The sequence below is a fragment of the Mesorhizobium sp. M2A.F.Ca.ET.042.01.1.1 genome, from assembly GCF_003997405.1.
GTDB lineage: Bacteria > Pseudomonadota > Alphaproteobacteria > Rhizobiales > Rhizobiaceae > Mesorhizobium.
On sequence record NZ_RZRX01000135.1, the window covers coordinates 1 to 16,960 of the forward strand.

The window sequence follows — 16,960 nt, forward strand, 5'->3', positions numbered from 1 at the left end:
TGGATCGGCAGCGTGTAGCTTTCCTGGCTGCGCAGCATGGTGAGTGCGACCACGAACTCGTTCCAGGCGTTGATGAAGGTGAAGATCGCCGTCACGGCGATCGCCGGCAGGCAGAGCGGCAGGAACACCTTGCGCAAGGTCAGCCAGCGGCCGGCGCCTTCCATCCAGGCCGCCTCCTCGAGGTCGCGCGGAATGGTGTCGAAATAGCTCTGCAGCATCCACACTGTGAAGGCGACGTTGAAGGCCATGTAGATGAAGCCGAGCGCGGTGGTCGACTCGACCAGGCCCCAGGCCGCCATCAGCCTGAACAGGCCAAGCACCAGCACGATCGGCGAGATCATCTGCGAGATCAAAAGGAACTGGCGGAGGGCCCCATAGCCGGCAAAACGAAAGCGCGACATGGCATAGGCGGCCGGGACCGAGATCAGGATCGCGCCGACCGTCGCCAGCGCCGAGACATAAAGCGAATTCAGAAGCGCAGGGCCGAAGCCGGTCGCCACCCACATGTCCGCGAAATTCGACCAGCGGAACTCGCTCGGCCACCAGGTCGGCGTCAGCACCTCGGTGCGCGGCTTGACGGCGGTGAGGAACATCACCGCGAAGGGGAAGATCGTCACCACGATCAACGGCGCCAGCAGCAGCCAGGCGATGATGGTGCGTTTCAGCTTCGGCGTCATGCGCGCTGCTCCCGCATGGCAAGGCGCACATAGATCATGGTGAAGACGAGCAGGATCGCGAACATCACCAGCGACACGGCGGAGGCCTCGCCCAGCTTGCCGATGCGGAAGGCGAGCTTGTAGAGATGCGTGACCAGAATGTCGGTCGAGTTCGCCGGCCCGCCTTGCGTCATCACCCAGATGATCGGGAAGGAGTTGAAGACATAGATGGTGTTGAGCACGATCGCGATGTTGATGAAGGGCTTTAGCAGCGGAAAGGTGATCTCGCGGAACTGCTGGAAATGCGTTGCGCCCTCCAGCGCGGCCGCCTCATAGAGATCATCGGGGATCGAGGACAGGCCGCCGAGGAAGATCGTGGTGGTGAAGGGCACCGTCACCAGAATACCGATCAGAACCTGCATCGGGAAAGCCGTCTCGGCGCTGGCCAGCCACTGGATGTTCTGGCTGATCAGCCCGAGCTTCATCAACGCTGAATTCAGCATGCCGCTTTCGCCGTTGAGCGCCCAGCGCCAGACCACCGCGGTCATGGTCAGCGACACCGCCCAGGGCAGCATGATGATGACGCGGGCGAGGCCACGGCCGTAGAAATCCATGTTGAGGATCATCGCCACGGGGATCGACAAAAGCAGCGCGCCGCCGACGACCAGCACGGTCCACAGCCCGGTGCGCCAGAGCGCCGCGACGAAATCCGGGTCGGCGGCAAGCGCCGAGAAATTGGCCAGGCCGCTGAATTCGCGAAGCTGGCCAAAGCGGTTGACGTCGTGCGTCGAGATCTGGATCAGGTCCCAGACCGGCCAGAAGATCACGACCGCCGCGAGCAGCAGGCTGGGGAGCGTCAGCAGATAGGGCAGGAAACGATTTCGCATCGGGTGGTTTTTGCTCTGATCCGTTCTTTTCAACCGCTCAGTTGAACTCTTTCCGGCGTCTGCGCTGCCCCTCACCTGCCTGCCGGCATCCTCTCCCCGTATAGTGACGGGGAGAGGGGCGCTGTCGCCGGCGATTTCGCTAATCGCCAAGGTGGCAGGAAAAGCGCCAGCGCTGCAGCCAGCTCTTTCTCCCCGCCCCTATACGGAGAGAAATGCCCGGCAGGCAGGTGAGGGAAGGCGCCGACGTAGAAGATTTGTCCCTTTGTCTGGGACGATTACCTGTCCGTCCGGCTATTCGACCGAACACCTTTCAGAAAGATGTGGCGCGCCCCGCGGGGGTAGGGCGCGCCACGGGCGCAGGGAGATACGCCCTTATTTCTTCAGCACCGCGTTCGCCTTTGCCGCCGCATCCTTCAGGCCGGCCTCGGGGTCGCCGCCGAGATAGATCTTCTGCATGGCGTCCGACGTGATCTGGGCGATCTCTTCCCAGCCCGGAATGACCGGCGCGAAGCGGGCGTCGGGCAGGAGCGCGGTGAAGGCGGCGAGGTCGGCGTTGTTGACGTAGTAGTCCATCTTCGCCTCTTCCTTGTTCACGGGCAGGAAGCCTTCGCCTTGGGTGAATTTGGCGCGCTGCTCCTTGGTGAACAGGAAGTCGAGCAGCTTCCAGGCCTCGTCCTTGTTCTTGGAGTTCTTGAACATGATGATCGAGTCGGTGACGCCATAGGTGCCGCGCGCGCCGGTCGGGCCGGCGGGGATGGCGGCGACGCCGTATTTCAGGTTCGGCGCTTCTTCCTTGATCTGGTTGGACAGGAAGGGCGCGGTGATCATCATGCCGACCTTGCCCTGCTTGAACAGGTTCTGCACGTCCTCGCGGTTGTTGGAGGTGACGCCCGGTTCCGTCAGCCCCTCGTCGATCATCGACTTGTAGAGCTTGGCCGCTTCGAGCGCGCCGGGCGTGCCGAGGCCCGACGTGCCGTCCTTGTTGAGAATCTCGGTGCCGAAGGACCACATCGCATAATAGTAATAGACGTCGGTCTCGATCTCCTTACCCTGCAGGCCGTAGCCGAAGGCGCCGACCGCTTTGATCTTGCGCGCGTCTTCCTGCAGCTCGGTCCAGGTTGCCGGCGGCTTGGCGATGCCGGCCTTCTCGAACAGTTCCTTGTTGTAATACATGGCGCGCGCCGAAGCGGCGATCGGCAGGCCATAGGTGTGGCCGTCCATGATCGAGGGCGACAGGAAGGTGTCGATGAAGCGGTCCTTGAACTCGGGCTTGATGTAGCTGTCGAGCGGCTCAGCGACATTCTGCTGGACGAAGTCGATCAGCCAGCGGGTGCCGATGATCGACAGATCCGCGTTGGTGCCGGCGGTGATGTCGGTGGTGAGCTTCTGCAGGAGCACATCCCACGGCACCACCTCATATTTGATGGTGATGCCGGGATTGGCTGCCTCGAATTCCTTCTTCACCGCTTCGAAATAGGGGCCGGTCTTGGCGCTGTATTCGGCGACGGTGACGCGCACCTCGCCCGCATCGGCTGGTGCTGCCAGCGCCAGCATGCTCATTCCGGCCAGCAGGCCGACAGTCCATTTTGCAAGGCTCATCTCAACTCTCCCATTGATGCACGTTGGCGCCTGGCCCTTGTGAGCACAGGATTTATGTTACTTTCCTACATTATCCATGATCTGGCGCCGCGCAAGCGGATTATCATGTTGCTTAATTACATTTGCTTGGCTAGCTTACTGGCTCAAAATGAGGGGGTGGAGGAGAGCGCAGCGTGGGTTCGACAGCCGAGTTTGAAGGCAAGACCGTCGTCGTCACCGGAGCCGGTGGCGGCCTCGGATCGGCGATCGTCGAGCTCATGGCCGAACGCGGCGCGCGCATCGTCGGCTGCGACCAGTCGATGGAGGCATTGGTCAGCCCGCATATCGCTTCCCGCCACGTCTTCAACCTGCTCGACCGTGCCTCGATCGAAGCGACGGTCCCGGCGCTGCTAGACAAAGACGGTGTTCCCGACATCCTGATCAACAATGCCGGCTGGACGCGCGCCGAGACGCTGGCGGCGCTGACGGCTGACAGAATAGAGCAGGAGCTCGACCTCAATTTGACCGGCGTGATGAGTTTCGCCGATCCGCTGATCAAGGCGATGGCGGGGCGCGGTTCGGGCAGCGTCGTCTTCATCTCTTCGGTCAACGCCATCGCGCATTTCGGCAATCCGGCCTATGCGGCGGCCAAGGCCGGCATCAACGCCTATGCCAAATCGGTCGCCGTCGAGCTTGGCCGCAGCGGATTGCGCGCCAATGTCGTGTGCCCGGGATCGATCCGCACCGCCGCCTGGGACCATCGCCTCGCCAAGGATCCGGAGATCCTCGGGCGGCTGAAGCGGCTCTATCCGCTGGGCCGCATCGTCAATGCACGGGAAGTGGCCGAAGCTGTCGCCTTCCTTGCCTCCGAGCGCGCTTCCGGCATAACAGGTGCCGTGGTGCCCGTGGACGCCGGCCTGACGGCCGGCTACCTGCCTTTCATCGACGACATATTGGGAGCGTGACCATGACCGACGTCCAGTTCCGCAGCCTGTCGAAATCCTTCGGGCAGCACAAAATCCTCGAAGACATCAACCTCGACATCAAAACTGGCGAGTTCGTCGTTCTGGTCGGGCCGTCCGGCTGCGGCAAGTCCACGCTTTTGCGCATGCTGGCGGGGCTGGAGACGATCACCTCCGGCGACCTCGTCATTGGTGGCACGCGCGCCAACGACCTGCCGCCGCAGAAGCGCAACATCGCCATGGTGTTCCAGTCTTACGCGCTGTTCCCGCATCTGAAGGCGTCGGAAAATATCGGCTTCGGCCCGAAGATCCGCGGCGAGAACCGCGCCGCGATCGACGACAAGGTGAAGAAGGCTTCCGGCGTGCTCAACCTCTTCTCCTATCTCGACCGCTATCCCCGGCAGCTGTCGGGCGGGCAGCGTCAGCGCGTCGCCATGGGCCGCGCCATCGTGCGCGAACCTTCGGTGTTCCTGTTCGACGAGCCGCTCTCCAATCTCGACGCGCAATTGCGCGTGCAGATGCGCACCGAGATCAAGGCGCTGCACCAGCGGCTGAAATCGACCATCGTCTATGTCACGCACGACCAGATCGAGGCCATGACCATGGCCGACCGCATCGTGGTGATGGACCGCGGCCGCATCCAGCAGGTCGGGCAGCCGCTGGAGCTTTACGATCGGCCGGCCAACAAATTCGTCGCCGGCTTCATCGGCTCGCCGTCGATGAGCTTTGTCTCCGGCGCGCTGAAGACGGCCGGAGCCCAGTCCTGGTTCGAGACCAAAGGTGGCGGCCGCCTGGCGCTCTCGGGCAACGCGGCTTCCGCCGGCGACACGGTCGAAGCCGGTATCCGGCCTGAGCACTTCGTCGTCGGCGCCGGTGAGGATGCCATCGCGATCAAGGTCGATGTCGTCGAGCCGACCGGTTCGGAGACCCATGTCTACGGTTCGGTCGGCGAGGACACGGTGCGCGCTGTGTTTCGCGACCGGCTGCAGGTCAAGCCCGGCGACCGGCTGCCGGTGCGTGTCGACCCGCGCAACATCCACCTTTTCGACAAGGCGACCGGCCTGCCGCTGTGAGAAGACGATGAAGAGCCCGGCCGACATCATCACCCGCCTGCAATTGATGTCGCAGGACGGCACCAAATCTGACCGACGGCTGGCGGGGCTGGTGCTTTCCGACCTCGATTTCGCGTCGAAGGCGGCCATCTCGGAGATCGCCGCGCGCGTCGCCGTCAGCGAGCCGACCGTCACCCGCTTCTGCCGCAATCTCGGCTGTGAGGGCTTGCGCGATTTCAAATTCTACCTGGCGCAGGCGATCGCCATCGGCGGCCAGTATCTGTCGCCGGAGCCGCTGAGCCGCGACGCGCGCGAGCAGCGCATTGCATCCGCCATCACCGAGGCGGCGATCGCCGCCATCCAGCGCGCCAGCGAAAACCTCGACATGACGACGCTGATGGATGTCGCCGCCCGGATTGCAAGCTCCGGCAATGTGCTCTGCATCGGCTCCGGCGGCATCTCCTCGATGATGGCGACGGAGATGCAGAACCGGCTGTTCCGGTTGGGTCTCTCGGCGCTCGCCCAGACCGACGGCCAGCTGCAGCGCATGTATGCCGCCGTCGCGACCCCGAAGACGACGCTGCTCGCCTTCTCCGTCTCCGGCTATGCGCGCTCGGTGATCGAGGCAGTCGAGGTCGCCCAGCAATATGGCGCCGCCACCGTCGCCATCACCGCGCCTGACTCGGCCCTGGCCAAGGTCGCCGGCACGGTGATCCTTTTGCAGTCGGTAGAGGACGGCAACATCTACAAGCCGACCTCGTCACGCTACGCGCTCCTGGCGATCGTCGACATGATCGCCACCACGGTGGCGGAATCGCGCGGACCGAAAGTGCTGGAGAATCTGCGGCGCATCAAGCAGAGCGTGAACACGCTGAAGGTGGACGATCCGAAGCTGCCGCTGGGGGATTGAGTGGTTTGAAGACTCACCCTCACCCGGATTGCCGACCGAATTGCGAAGAGCAATTCGGGGCAATCCGACCTCTCCCCAAGGGGAGAGGAGCAGGTCGGCGCCGGCGCCAAGCTCTTCTCCCCGCCGGGGAGAAGGTGGCCGCGTAGCGGCCGGATGAGAGGGCGTCGCCAGCGTTATTTGCTAAGCGTCTGAAGCCGCTCTACCAGCTCAGCCGCATCGCCCACGACCCGCAGCGTCTTTAGCCGCGATGTACCGCCGGCGACCACCGAAACGGCCGACACCGGCACACCCAGCGCCTTGGCCATCATCCGCTCCAGCGCTTGATTGGCGGCGCCGTTCTCCGGCACGGCGCGGACGCGGGCTTTGAGGTGACTGCGCCCGTCGGCGGCGGTCTCGATGCCGTCGATCCCGTCAAGCGCCGCTTTCGGCGTCAGCCGCACGAAGAGGTCGATGCCGTTGTCGCGCAGCCGAAACGGCGTGCTCATCAGCCGCCGGCCACGACCCAGGACCAGACCGTGGTGACCAGGAACTGGCGGATGAAGAAAAGGATCAACAGCAGGATGATCGGCGAAATGTCGATGCCGCCGAGATCAGGCATGAAGCGGCGGATCGGGCGCAAGGCCGGCTCGGTCAGCCGGTAGAGCATGTTGCCGACGCTGCCGACGAACTGATTGCGCGAATTGACGACGTTGAAGGCGTAGAGCCAGGAAAAGATCGCCGAGGCGATGATGATCCACCAGTAGATATCAAGCGCCATGACGATGGTCTGAATAAGGGCGATCATGCCGGTCTCCAAATTGTCGCCGACATGTAGCCATTGCTTGGCGAGCGGGCAAGGCCCGCCCTCCACGACGCTTGTGGCCGGCCCGGTCTTTCGCCCCGGTCTTTCGCCTTGACATCAAACGGCCGCGACCGATACAAGCCGATCCGCTGGAACGGGGCTGTAGCTCAGCTGGGAGAGCGCATCGTTCGCAATGATGAGGTCAGGGGTTCGATCCCCCTCAGCTCCACCAGCCGGCACACGCCTGTGCTCTCATCGCCTCCTTGCTCGCCATTTCGTGACCGCCGGATTTCGGGCCGCGTGCCTGGAACCAATGGCGGGGCAATTCGGTTCAGCTATACATTTGAAGCCGACGTGCGCGGCCGGTTTGGCAAGCGGCGATCCTTGAGGAGTTCCATCATGCAGATTTCATCCAGGTTCCGTTCCGTCGCGGTCGCGGCAATCGCCGCCGCGGGCGTGAGCATTGCCGGCGCCGCGCATGCCGACAGCGGCACGATCCGTTTCTCCGTCTACAAGGCGGCCTTCTTCATCGGCGGCTCCGGCGGCGAGGGCACGCTGACCTTCCATGGCAAACGCTATCCGATCTCGGTCGGCGGCGTCTCGGGCGGCCTCGCCTTCGGGGCGTCCAAGACCTATTTCCAGGGCAGGGTGCGCCATATCAGGCGCGCAAGCGACGTGACGGGCGTCTATGGCGCTGCCGGCGGCGGCGGGGCGGTCGGCAAAGGCGCCCAGGTGATCGTCATGACTAATGACAAGGGCGCCCAGCTCGAGCTCACCGGCAGGCAGGTCGGCCTGCAGGTTAATGCCGATCTCAGCGGCATCAGCATCGCGCTGAAGCGATAGGGCCCGTCAATTTCTGGCACTCCCAGGAGAGTTACCCAGGGAGTGCCATTCGATCGCGGAATCGAGTGCCCCGGGTTTTCGCTTGGCCGTGGGTAATATCCAGGTGCCGAACGCATGGGCTAACCGGATATCTCCGCGCTTTCAGGGTAGCCTGAAATCAATCTATGTTTCCCCCGCACGCGTCGGTGCGCCATCAGCGCAGCCCCTCCGATTCCCATTCAAACTCCTCATCCGCAGAGTGCTCCTGCATCGAGGGCCTCGCTCGACCGACGGGCGGAGCGCTCCAGCCCTGGAACGTCTGAACGCAGCGGCCATGAACTTTCGCTGAATGGAGCCTTCAGCCTCCGTTCCGAGTGACTTCCCTACAAAGGGCCGTTCAACACGCGGTCCCCGCCGCAATCGAAGGAGAAGTCCTATGACCCGCAGATCGATCATCGCCACGGCCCTTGCCGCTGTCGTCGGTTTCACCGCCGTCGCACCCGCCCTGGCCAACGACGTCAACATCGAACAATATGGCTGGCGCAATTCCGCAGGCGGCACCCAGCATGGCTACCGCAACCGCGTCCATTTCCACCAGGATGGCCGCTTCAACACCGCGATCGGTCAGCAATATGGTCGTCGCAACCTCTCGGTGATCGGGCAGCAGGGCGCAAACAACTACGGCGCGACCTACCAGTACGGCAACCGGAATGCCGGGGGCATTGCCCAGTTCGGCTCGAACCACACGGCGATCCTGACGCAGGACGGCAACGGCAACATCGCAGCCGGCGTTCAGGTCGGCCACGGGTGCAATGCCGATGTCAGCCAGGGTGGCAGCGGCAATGTAGCCGCCTTCGTCCAGGATTGCCCCTGAACCATGGTGGCCGGCAATGGTTTGCCGGCCGCCATCCTGATAGTGCGAGGAGATCATCCATGACCAGATTGGACAAGCATGCCTCGGCGACATGGGCCGCGCTCTTAGCTGCGATAACCGCCGGCGCGGCAGGCGCGACGGCCGGCAAGGATGGCTCGACTTCCGGGCCGGTGCGATGCGAGATACGGGATACGATTGAAGCAGACGCCATCCTGCTGGAGCCCCTGGTTTATGCTGACAAGAGCACCAGCGGCACCTACACGATCAGCGTCTCCGGAGGAGGCGCGTCCGGCTCCGCCAACATCCGGCAGGGCGGCAGCTTCGAAGCCGGTCCGGGCAATCCCGCATCGCTCGGCCGGATGAGCTTGGGAGCAGATGGCGCTGCCTACGACGTCACGCTGAAGGTGATCGCAGGCGGCACGAGCGTCAGCTGCGTCAAGCAAGTGCCTGGCGCAACCTGAGCGTCGGTTCTCCCGATCGGCAGATCGAAAGGAGGGCTCCGGGCACCGGAGCCCTCCGCCATTTCCCCAGGGCCCTGGGGTGAAGCCTGACCCAATGCCGGATCTTGAATGGCTGCTGAACGATCCTTTCCGTCATGGTTCAGCTTGGTTGTGCGACTGTGCCTCATCAACGGTCGAACCGTCGAACCTGCCAGGAGACGTAACATGAACCGCCAGATCACAAAGCTCATCCACACCACCGCGCTCGTTGCCGCCATCGGCCTGCCCCTTGCTTCCGCTCCGGCAGAAGCGGGCGGTTCGATCGGGTTCTACTACTCGCCTCGGACGGCCCGCGATGCGCGGGCGCTGGACCTTAGTCTACATGCCTATTCGGCCTATAACGGGCTGCGCAGCGGTGCCCACATCAGACAGTTCGGTCGGAACAATGGTGCAGGCATAGGTCAGGACGGTGCCGGCAACCTCGGCGTAATTCGGCAGGAGGGCAGTGGACATATCGCCACCTTGCGGCAGGACGGCAACGACAATTCCTACGGCATTTTCCAGTTCGGCAGAAACACCGACGCCAATGTCGCGCAGGCCGGCGATGGCCAGAGCGGTGCGGCCGTGCTGTTCGGCTGGTAGGCTACAAATTGCCGGATTGCGGATACGTGGACGGCGGTTCCGGCCGCGTATCCGCCGTCGATTGTCTTCGTCACATCCTGCCAGGCCTGCAAGCGGGCCTCTGCAAAGCGCAAGGCAGCTCCGGCCCTGGGCAGACTCAATCGTCCCAGTCGTCCCAATTGTCTTCGTCCCGCGGCGGGTAGTTTGGAACGACCCGGATAATCGGCCGCGGACGCTGATAGCGCCAGTCATACTCGTCCGGCGGCTGCGGCACATAGGTGCGATAAGCGGGCTGGTAATAGTGTTTCCGCTTCCAATATTGGTGCCTTTTGTGCGGCCGCACGCAGTAGCCGTCCTCAGTCAGATAAGCGCATGTGACATGCGCCTCCTGCACCAGGCTATTTCCAGCCGGCACGCCGATCATCGGCGCCGCCTGGACCGCAGGCACCATCGCCAGCATGGTCCCGGCAAGGGCAAGAATGGGTAATTTCATCGGCCTCTCCAACCTCTCCAGAATAAGGCCGGAAGAACGTCCTGATTGGGGGCGATTTGCGGCGACCGAGATCACTTTGATTTTCGGTCGCACATATGAGCGTTAGATCATGTACCGCGCCGGTATGCCCAGGGCCGCCCTCTGGCTGGGGCGCCATTCCATTGATTTCCGCGAAATCGGCGCAAGGGGCGGGGATTGGTTTGAAGCCGCCCAAACCTCGTCATTCTATGGCGGAGCAAGGAGCGAAGCGACGCGGCGCAGACCATAGAATCCATTCCGTGACTTGGAAGCGCCGCGATGGTGCAGAATTTTGCTCCGTTGCACGCCTTGGCGAAGGTAACGGCATGGATTCCAGGGTCTAGGCGACGGAGCTTCGCTCCTGCTCCGCCCTGGAATGACGATCGCGAAGGGCGTTTCGGCCAATCTCAAACGCATGCCATCTGCCAACGCAACCAGAGCCGACCGGTCAAAATCGCTGTGTGGTGCTACTAGCGATCCCAGCGCACCCATGACGCTAATTCGCCAACTGATCGAGAAGCGTGTCTATTTCCCCCTTTTTGGGCGCTTCGGGAGAAGCAGGGGCAGCTTGCGGGTCGACCGGTGCGGGTTCCGCCGCCGGCGCGGCGGCCTCGGTCTCGCCGCTGGTGTCCGAACCTGACGGCGGCGGGTTTTCCGCATTGCCGTTGTTCGGCGCCACCGGTGGTTCCGGCGCGGCGGGCGGGGTTTTGGGCCGGGGCGCGGCGTTGCGCAGAAGATCGCCGATCAGATCCGCCGCTCCCTTGCCGGACCCGTCGCCGTTCGAGCCCGTTTGGCCCGGGATCAGCTTTCCGGTCGGCAGCCCAAGGCGATTCAACATATCCAGCGCACCCTGCGGGTCCTTGGCCAGCGCGCTCAGGTCCGGATAGGCGCCGGGCGCGGAGAGCGGGCCCTGGACCACGACCGGCACCCCGATGCCCTTCACGGCAACGTCGCCGCCCTGCCCGGCAAGCGAAGCGACGACGCGGGGGTTGAGCCGCATGTCGAGCGTCTGGTCGGCGAGGTCGATCGTGCCTGAGCCGTCCATCCGCAGCAGCGAGCCCAGCAGACTGATGTCCGTCGTCTGCGCGATGCCGTTCTCGATCGCGAATGAGGCGCCGAGCTCGGTGAACGTCGTCTTCTTGGCCTGATCCTGCTTGAAGCCGCCGGCGAGCAGCCCGACCAAATTGTTGTAGACCTCCGCTATGTCGATGCCGCGGAAGGCGCCGTCGCTGAATTTTGCCGCCGCCTTGCCGCCGAGCGAGCGGGCAAGCGACCTGGTGGTCTTTCCCGCGCCTGAAACCGCGACCGTCGCCTCAAGCGTGCCTTCGATGCGGTCGAAATCAGCCGCATCACGCAGCAAGGGCGCCGCGGCCGCGCCGGTGATTGCGGTGTTGAGGTCCAGGGAAGCGGCGTCACCGGAGCCGTCGGCGGTCATCTCCGCCGCGATCGTGCCGCCATAGAAGGGGCTTTGCGGCACGTTCAGGTGAGCCTTCCCATCCGCCACCGTCAGGCTGGTCGCCACCGGCCCGGCGAAGACCTTGCCATAGCCGAGCTTATCGGCCTGGATATCCACTTTGGCATCAAGTCCCTTGAGGAAGGAGAGATCGACCGGCGCGTCGGTTGCCGCGCCCGGTTTCTGCTTGCCGCCGGCCGCGGCTCCACCGCTGCCGGCGAGCGCTGCAAGGTCGAGTTTCGCGAAATTGAGCGACGTCCGGATCGTGAGAGGCTCCCCTAGTTTCACCGAGCCTTGCCCGGACGCCTTGACGCCGTTCAAAGCGACGGTGGCCTTCTTGAAGGAGAATTGCGTTGGGCCGGCATCGACATCGCCCTTGAAGGCAAAATCCTGCAGACTGCGGGAAGCGCCCTGTCCCAGCCATTGCATCAGCCTGTCGACCGAGGACGATGTGGCCGAGACCTCACCCTTGAAAGTGCCGCCACCCCCTACAGTGCCGCTTATGCTGCCTTCGAGATATTTGGAGGAGACCGAAAGGCTGATCGGGCCGGATGCATCGGCAACGGAGCCGCCGGCCAGAAAGGATGCGGGCGCGACCTGAGACTTGAACGCAACAGCCTGCCCCCGCCAGACGAGCTTGCCCGTCACATCGACCGGCTTGCCGATGTCGCGAAGCTTCGCGTCAAGAGTGAGTCCGGTGATGTCGTTGGCGATCCGGTCCTGGGCATCGGCAAGCGCCGCAAGCGGAAGCTTGCCTTCGCGTATCCCGACCGTTCCCTGCAAATTGAGGCTGCTGTGAATGCGTTGCGCGGCAAGCCCACGAAAAGCGAATCCCATATCGGCCGTAAGCTTGCCGGACAGCGGCACGGCTTGTCCGGCCAGCTTCGCTATCGAGCCGATGTCCAGCCCCGAGCTCGCAATATTGCCCCGTATGGTCGGAGGCGTTTCAGCGACATTCGTCGAGGCGTTCGCCTTGAGGTTTCCCGCGTCGAGGCCGAAATGCTCCAGCTTTGCCTCGAGATGCCCGTCGCGCAATGTTGCGGCGAGTTGGACATCGGAAGCCCGTATCTTGCCGCTGAGCAACTCATCGATTGTCACGCTGATGTCGGCGTCGAAAGCGGCCAGCATGGCAAGATCAGGCTCTCCGGAGCCGGCCGAAGCTTTGCCCGCGCTGGAACCGCCGTTTCCGAGGTCGCTCAGCGCGTTGATATCGACGCGCTTGGCTGCCAGGTCGGCGAAGAAGCGATGCCGCGGCCCGGGCTGAAAGAGCGCGTCCATCTGGAAGCTCTGGTCGCCGATCTCGAACTTCCCGCCCTTGATCTGATAGCTGCCATTGCCGTTGAGCTGGATCTCGCCGCTCGCATGCAAGGCAGAGAATTTGGCAACGGGCGCCGGATCGAGCCGCGCCTCGATGGCGATTTGGGCCGGCAGCCGTTTCAGAATCGGCCTTAAGGCGGAAAGGCTCCCGCTGATTGCGACGCGACGGCCGCTGCTGGTGCCGGCCAATGAAAACGAGACCTCCCGGTCGAGGTCCGGAACCCTCAAATCGGCGTCGATCGCCGTCACCTTGGCGGCATTGCGGGTCGATGCGGCTGAGGTAAGGGTACCGTTCGTTATGGTCAGTTGGTTGATCGCCAGCCGCTCGAGCGTATCGACGATCGCCGCGAAGGGATCGGACTGAGCATTGTTCTGTTCCGGAGCTGGCTCCGCGCTCGCGGAAGCCCTGAGTGCGATTGTCGGATCCGCCAGCGCGACCGACTGAATCTCGAGCTTTTTCGACCATAGCGAGGAAAGCGTTACCGATGTCGAGAAGCGCGGAGCGGATATCGCGATGTCGCCAGCGCCGGTCGAGAGCGAGATATCATCCGCGACCACCGCCAGCCTGGGCAGCAGCGACAGCCTGACAGGCCCGTCCAGCCGAATGCTCATTCCGGTCGCGGACGACAATTGCCGGCCTAGCTCAGCACGAACCCAGTCGGTCGAAACCAGCGCGGGCAGAAGGAAAAGCAGCCCGACGACAAGAACGACAGCTACGGTGAGTGCGGCGACGATTTTTCTCACATCGACCAGCCAAAAATGATCGGAAGAATCAGTATCGTCGAGCATACATGCTTCCGGCGCCCGACTGAATCCTGCCGAACCACGAGCTTCGCGCCGGACGAATCCCGGACTGGTCCACGGGACCCGGGGCCGGCATGTTTCGCCTAACGCCTCCCCGGCGCCATTCACCCTGGAGAACGCTGACACAAGCGGAGTCTTGGACCGGCCCGGTTCCACTCACCTGGAGATTGCCGTCGCCTTGTGATTGCGTTGGCGCGCATAGGCCACACAGGCGTCCACCGTGCTGACGCAGAGCGCATCGACGCTGTTCGGCAGATTGTTGTCGCCGGCATAGGCCACCTCGGCGACATGGCCGCCGACCATGCGGATCTGCGTGTTGCAGTAACCGCCGGGAGCGACGTTGACTGACCCGCCGACCGCAGGGATCGCGCCCACGGCCATGGTCGGCACCGCGATGCTGAGGTTGCCGCGTTGCACGGTGCGCTGATAGGTCCAGATCTGGCCGGATGATCCCACATCGGCGGTCGCGGTCGGAAAGCCGGCGCACATGCGAACATCGGCCTCGCTGAGACCGACCATCTCCTTGCGGGCGGCGGCCGTGGTGGGGTCGACCTTGGCGATGCCGGACGTGTCGTCCGGGATGACGCAGGACGACAGGATGGAGATGCCTGCCGCGACAAAGGCAAGTTTTCGAATACGCAAGGATGTCATGCCGTCGGTCGGAGTTGCGTGCCGCCCCAGCGCCCTCTTGCCTACCTAGGCAATCGGCCAAACGCGTCAACCCGCGATAGACTCCGAATGCCGCCGCCCTTGCGCGCCAATGCGCTCACGCCACCCGAAAATAGCTCGTCATGCCTGTCTTCTGGTGCTCGATGATGTGGCAATGCAGCAGCCAGTCGCCGGGATTGTCGGCGACGAATCCCAGCTGCACCTTCTCGTCGGGCTGGATGAGGTAGGTGTCGGAGACGAGCGGCTGCACTGGCCTGGTCGAGGACGACAGCACCTTGAAGCTCATGCCGTGCAAATGGATCGGGTGCGCGTGCGGCGTCAGGTTCTCCATGTCGATTATGTAGCTCTTGCCGAGCTTCAGCTCGGCGAGCGGGGCGGTCGGGTCGGGCGTGTCGCCCGGCCACGGCACCTTGTTGATCGCCCAGAAGCTGTAACCGAGCGAACCGCAGATGCTGTCGGCCGAAACGTTTTCCGCCGTGGCGCTCAGCGCCAGCGGGATGCGCCTGGTGCTGGAAAGGTCCACTTCCGCCACCGGATTGACTTCCAGCGGGCCGAGATCGCGCAGATCGTGCTTGAGCGATTTGCCGACGGAACGCAGCGTCGCCAGGATTTTCGGCTTCGTGCCCCGGACGTCGCGCAGGCTGACGACCGCGCCTTCCTCGTCGGGCATACGGATGGCAAGCTCCAGCCGCTGGCCGGGTCCGATCTGCAAGGCGTCCGGCGTAAACCGCTGCGGCACCGGGTTGCCGTCGAGCGCGATCACCGTCGCCTCGGCGCCGTCGACGCGGAAGGCATAGATGCGGGTGACGTCGGTGATGGCGGCGCGCAGCCGCACCAGTCCGCCGGCCGGCGCATCGAATTGCGGCTGTTCGAGCCAATTGGCGGTGCGCACCGTGCCGAAGGTGCCGGCCTTTGCGGCGTCGCGTGGCCGGAACGCCTCGATGAACTGGCCGTCGTCGCCGAGCCGCCAGTCGCGCAGGTTGATCACCATTTCGGCGTCGAAGGCGGGGTCCTTCGGGTTCTCGACCACGATCACGCCGGTCAACCCGTGCCCCATCTGGATCAGCGTGTTGCAATGCGGGTGGTACCAGAAGGTGCCGGCGTCGGGCGGGGTGAAGGCATAGTCGAAATGGTCGCCCTGATAGACATAGGGCTGGATCAGGAACGGCACGCCGTCCATCTTGTTGGGAACGCGGATACCGTGCCAGTGGATGGTCGTCGGATCATCGATGCCGTTGATCAAGCGCGCGGCGAACGGCTCGCCCTTCCGCATCCTGACGACCGGCGGCGGGCCTGCCTCGCCATAGGTCAGAACATTCTTCGTCGGCGCGCCGTCCATCAGCCGCGCCTCGATGCTGGCGGTCTTCAGGATCAGCGGTTCGGGCTTCGCCGCCGCCCAGCCGGCAAGCTTGCCGGCGGCCGAGAGGCCGATACCGGCCGCGCCGACGGCCGCCGCGCTCTGCAGGAGTTTGCGGCGTGTAAGGACCGACATGGGAATCCTGATATAGATGAGTGATTGCCTCAGGCTTTATCATCATTCGGGCTCATCCCGAAACGGACAGATCGCCGCCCCCAGGGCAATTAGAGCGGTTCAGCGTTCGATAGATCCGGCAGAAAGCCGTCGCGCACTTTTCCTGATATTGCCCTAATCGCGCAGGCTGAAGACGAAGGGCGCGGTGCGGGTGACGCGGGCGCCGAGTTCCGCCGGCGGCGCCGGCACCGAGGCGCCCTGCAACGCGCCAAGCGCGGCGCGGTCGAGATCGCCGTCCCCCGAGGATCGTGCGAGCCGGGCCGAGACCACCCTTCCGGACGTGTCGACCGTGAAGGTCACGCTCGGCGTGCCCTCGGCCCGCCTGGAGCGCGCGGCGCTCGGATAGCGGGTGTGCCGCCTGATCCACGCCGCCAGGCTGGAATTCCAGCGCGACGGGCTGACGCTCGAGCGCGGCGCCACGCTCGAGGATTGTGGCGCCGCTGCCTTCGTCGCCGCCTTGGCGTCAATGCTGGCGGCGGTCGTCGCCTTGGGCGTCGTCGCCTTTTCCTTTTCCACCCGTTCCTTCGGCTTTTCGACCGGCTTCTTCTCGGCCTTCTTCCTGGCTTCGGCCGGCCTCTGCGCCTTGACCTCGGCTTCCACGGGTTTCGGCTGCGGTAGCGGAATGGCGACATCGGGCGCGATCGCCTCGACAGGATCCGGCACGACTTCATCCAGTGGCTGCTGCTCGCTCAGCGCCGCGATGGTGTGCTGCACCGGCGCGGCCTGTTCAGCCTCCTGCCTGTCGTCGAGCGGCTGTTCGGTGACCGGCTCTGGCTGCTCCGCCACCGGCGCCGGATCGGTCACCGGCTTCGTGTCGACGGGCTTTTCCGTCTCCTCCGCCGCATTGGGCGGCTCCGGTGTCACGGTGTCCAGCATCGCAGTCTCCTCCGGCACGGCGGGCGCGGTCATCAGCGGCGCCATCTCGACCGCCAGCGCCGGCGGCGGACCGCCATCCTGCATTTCGGCGAAACTGAGGTTCTGTACCGCGTAGGCAACTGCCACATGCGCGGCGAGAATGATCGCCGCGCATGTGGCAGTTGCCTACGCGGTACAGAACCTCAGTTTCGCCGAAATGCAGGATGGCGGTCCGCC

General features: G+C 64.2%; 17 protein-coding genes and 1 tRNA gene. 8 read left to right on the forward strand and 10 right to left on the reverse strand.

The window, feature by feature from the left end; genetic code table 11:
* The 3 genes from EOA23_RS20300 to EOA23_RS20310 form a co-directional block, all read right to left on the reverse strand.
* The coding region (locus EOA23_RS20300; RefSeq protein ID WP_145966447.1) for a carbohydrate ABC transporter permease at nucleotides 1–677 on the reverse strand (677 nt) is incomplete at its 3' end.
* Nucleotides 674–1,543 carry a sugar ABC transporter permease gene (locus EOA23_RS20305; protein ID WP_127305459.1) on the reverse strand — a complete coding sequence of 290 codons (870 nt, stop codon included), beginning with the start codon at nucleotides 1,541–1,543 and terminating at the stop codon, nucleotides 674–676. The genes EOA23_RS20305 and EOA23_RS20300, both read right to left, overlap by 4 nt.
* 372 nt (nucleotides 1,544–1,915) lie before the next feature.
* Nucleotides 1,916–3,142, reverse strand: coding sequence for a sugar ABC transporter substrate-binding protein (locus EOA23_RS20310; RefSeq protein WP_127305460.1), 1,227 nt, complete (start codon nucleotides 3,140–3,142; stop codon nucleotides 1,916–1,918).
* Nucleotides 3,143–3,315: 173 nt separating this feature from the next.
* Here EOA23_RS20310 and EOA23_RS20315 point away from each other — a divergent pair, with 173 nt between their 5' ends.
* The 3 genes from EOA23_RS20315 to EOA23_RS20325 are packed head-to-tail and all read left to right on the forward strand — an operon-like array spanning nucleotide 3,316 to nucleotide 6,045.
* Complete coding sequence (locus EOA23_RS20315) at nucleotides 3,316–4,086, forward strand: SDR family oxidoreductase (protein ID WP_127305461.1); 771 nt, start codon at nucleotides 3,316–3,318, stop codon at nucleotides 4,084–4,086.
* 2 nt (nucleotides 4,087–4,088) lie between these two features.
* A complete protein-coding gene (gene ugpC, locus EOA23_RS20320; RefSeq protein ID WP_127305462.1) occupies nucleotides 4,089–5,156 on the forward strand; it encodes a sn-glycerol-3-phosphate ABC transporter ATP-binding protein UgpC in 1,068 nt (355 codons plus the stop codon).
* A 7-nt stretch (nucleotides 5,157–5,163) separates the two neighbouring features.
* A complete protein-coding gene (locus EOA23_RS20325; protein ID WP_127305463.1) occupies nucleotides 5,164–6,045 on the forward strand; it encodes a MurR/RpiR family transcriptional regulator in 882 nt (293 codons plus the stop codon).
* Nucleotides 6,046–6,218: 173 nt separating this feature from the next.
* Here the strand turns inward: EOA23_RS20325 and EOA23_RS20330 are convergent, their stop codons facing one another.
* Both EOA23_RS20330 and EOA23_RS20335 read right to left on the reverse strand, forming a co-directional pair.
* Nucleotides 6,219–6,530 carry a DUF167 family protein gene (locus EOA23_RS20330; protein WP_127305464.1) on the reverse strand — a complete coding sequence of 104 codons (312 nt, stop codon included), beginning with the start codon at nucleotides 6,528–6,530 and terminating at the stop codon, nucleotides 6,219–6,221.
* On the reverse strand, nucleotides 6,530–6,829 hold the full coding sequence (locus tag EOA23_RS20335) for a YggT family protein (protein WP_042645595.1): 300 nt from the start codon (nucleotides 6,827–6,829) through the stop codon (nucleotides 6,530–6,532). Before EOA23_RS20335 ends, EOA23_RS20330 begins: the two co-directional genes overlap by 1 nt.
* Before the next feature lie 153 nt (nucleotides 6,830–6,982).
* On the opposite strand from EOA23_RS20335, the gene EOA23_RS20340 reads away from it, so the two are divergent.
* The 5 genes from EOA23_RS20340 to EOA23_RS20360 all read left to right on the forward strand — a co-directional run bounded on the left by EOA23_RS20340 (nucleotide 6,983) and on the right by EOA23_RS20360 (nucleotide 9,604).
* Nucleotides 6,983–7,058: transfer RNA gene (locus EOA23_RS20340), tRNA-Ala, on the forward strand.
* 167 nt (nucleotides 7,059–7,225) lie between these two features.
* Nucleotides 7,226–7,669: a hypothetical protein gene (locus EOA23_RS20345; protein ID WP_127305465.1), complete on the forward strand. Its 444-nt coding sequence runs from the start codon at nucleotides 7,226–7,228 to the stop codon at nucleotides 7,667–7,669.
* A gap of 415 nt (nucleotides 7,670–8,084) precedes the next feature.
* The gene (locus EOA23_RS20350) at nucleotides 8,085–8,522 is read left to right on the forward strand and encodes a curlin (protein ID WP_127305466.1); all 438 of its coding nucleotides are present in this window, start codon (nucleotides 8,085–8,087) and stop codon (nucleotides 8,520–8,522) included.
* A 59-nt stretch (nucleotides 8,523–8,581) separates the two neighbouring features.
* Nucleotides 8,582–8,983 carry a curli-like amyloid fiber formation chaperone CsgH gene (csgH, locus tag EOA23_RS20355; RefSeq protein ID WP_127305467.1) on the forward strand — a complete coding sequence of 134 codons (402 nt, stop codon included), beginning with the start codon at nucleotides 8,582–8,584 and terminating at the stop codon, nucleotides 8,981–8,983.
* Nucleotides 8,984–9,187: 204 nt separating this feature from the next.
* The gene (locus EOA23_RS20360; protein ID WP_127305468.1) at nucleotides 9,188–9,604 is read left to right on the forward strand and encodes a curlin; all 417 of its coding nucleotides are present in this window, start codon (nucleotides 9,188–9,190) and stop codon (nucleotides 9,602–9,604) included.
* 136 nt (nucleotides 9,605–9,740) lie between these two features.
* Here the strand turns inward: EOA23_RS20360 and EOA23_RS20365 are convergent, their stop codons facing one another.
* The 5 genes from EOA23_RS20365 to EOA23_RS20385 form a co-directional block, all read right to left on the reverse strand.
* Entirely contained in the window at nucleotides 9,741–10,076 is a 336-nt protein-coding gene (locus EOA23_RS20365; RefSeq protein ID WP_126063736.1) for a hypothetical protein, read from the reverse strand.
* Nucleotides 10,077–10,590: 514 nt separating this feature from the next.
* Entirely contained in the window at nucleotides 10,591–13,653 is a 3,063-nt protein-coding gene (locus EOA23_RS20370) for an AsmA family protein (protein WP_127305469.1), read from the reverse strand.
* 171 nt (nucleotides 13,654–13,824) lie between these two features.
* A complete protein-coding gene (locus EOA23_RS20375; RefSeq protein ID WP_126063738.1) occupies nucleotides 13,825–14,319 on the reverse strand; it encodes a hypothetical protein in 495 nt (164 codons plus the stop codon).
* A 115-nt stretch (nucleotides 14,320–14,434) separates the two neighbouring features.
* Nucleotides 14,435–15,829 (reverse strand): multicopper oxidase family protein, encoded by a 1,395-nt coding sequence (locus EOA23_RS20380; protein WP_127305470.1) that lies wholly within the window; start codon nucleotides 15,827–15,829, stop codon nucleotides 14,435–14,437.
* A 153-nt stretch (nucleotides 15,830–15,982) separates the two neighbouring features.
* Nucleotides 15,983–16,870, reverse strand: coding sequence for an energy transducer TonB (locus tag EOA23_RS20385; protein ID WP_245474271.1), 888 nt, complete (start codon nucleotides 16,868–16,870; stop codon nucleotides 15,983–15,985).
* Nucleotides 16,871–16,960 lie beyond the last annotated feature (90 nt).